This is a genomic window from Psittacicella gerlachiana (genome assembly GCF_003585965.1).
Lineage (GTDB): Bacteria > Pseudomonadota > Gammaproteobacteria > Enterobacterales > Psittacicellaceae > Psittacicella > Psittacicella gerlachiana.
In genome coordinates, this window is sequence record NZ_NRJF01000225.1 from 1 (window position 1) to 1,170 (window position 1,170).

At 36.0% G+C, this 1,170-nt stretch carries 1 protein-coding gene; it reads left to right on the forward strand.

All coding sequences use genetic code 11. From position 1 onward, the window contains the following. Positions 1 to 123 precede the first annotated feature (123 nt). On the forward strand, positions 124 to 1,170 hold a 1,047-nt coding region (locus CKF59_RS06895), incomplete at its 3' end, for a porin (protein ID WP_147397146.1).

Consider the following 1,170-nt stretch of genomic DNA (forward strand, 5'->3'; position numbering starts at 1 on the left):
ATAGCTTTTTTTATTTTACTCTTTACAAGCGTCTTTTTTTTCTTGTAAGATAAATTTAATTACGCTCAGCCGTAAAGAAAAAATAGATTTAAGATTAAGTTTTGATTTAAGGATTTTTTACATATGAAAAAGACGCTCCTCGCTCTTACTTTAGCGGCAGCAACGCTATTTACCGCTAACTCGGCACAAGCTTATACCCTTTACTCTGACGATAATACTAACCTCCGTGTTTATGGTTATGCTTTCTACTATCGCCTTTTAAATGAACAAGCTGGAGGCTTTAATGCTTCAGGAACAAACAGTTTAACCAAAACTGATTATTTCCAGTTCCGTACTCAAGTTTTATACACTAAAAAGTTAGATGATAAAGTAAGCGTACGTGCTTTTGCTCGTTTTAGATATATCAAAAGTTGGAGATATGCTTATACTCGTACTCTACAAAGCAATGGTAGTCATACTACCACTGAAAATAAAAGTATCACCGAAAGAAAGTTCCTCCACAATGACCGTTTATATCTAACTTTATCTCATAGTGATTATGGTTCTGTAACTGTAGGAAAAAACATCAGTTTCCTTGCAGGTGAATCTTGGTCTGGTGGTTATCCGGCTGTACTAGGGGTATATGATGCAGCTTGGAACTCAAACACTTTAGGTGGTTTTGTTACTGATAAATCATTTAAGTTCTCTTCAAAAACTTTTAATGGTAAACACTCGTTCGCTCTCGCTTACGATCAAAATAACTCAGGCAATTACAATGCTTATGGTGTTGGTTACTACTATAACTTTGCCAATGATGGCGGCACTTTATATGCAGTAGGAAGCTTAGGAGTAGCAAAAAATAAATATAAAGTAAGCAATCCTACCAGCGCTTTAGATGAACAAGCAGTTGAGGTAGGTTATTATGGAGATCTTGGTAAATATAGCCATGTAGCTTACTTCCAAGCTTCACATAATAAGTCTTATGATAAAACCGCAGCCAATAAAGTTTTTGCTCTAGCTTATTCAGGAAGCTATTCTTTTGGTAAACTCTCAACCTATTTCTCTAGTGCTTTAACTCGTGAAAATACTAAAGCAAGTGGTGTAACTACTCGTAACTTCTATGCAGGTGCAGTTGTAGGGGTAGGTTATACTTTCTGGAGAAAAGATGCTTTCCGTGTGCAGGGTAACTTA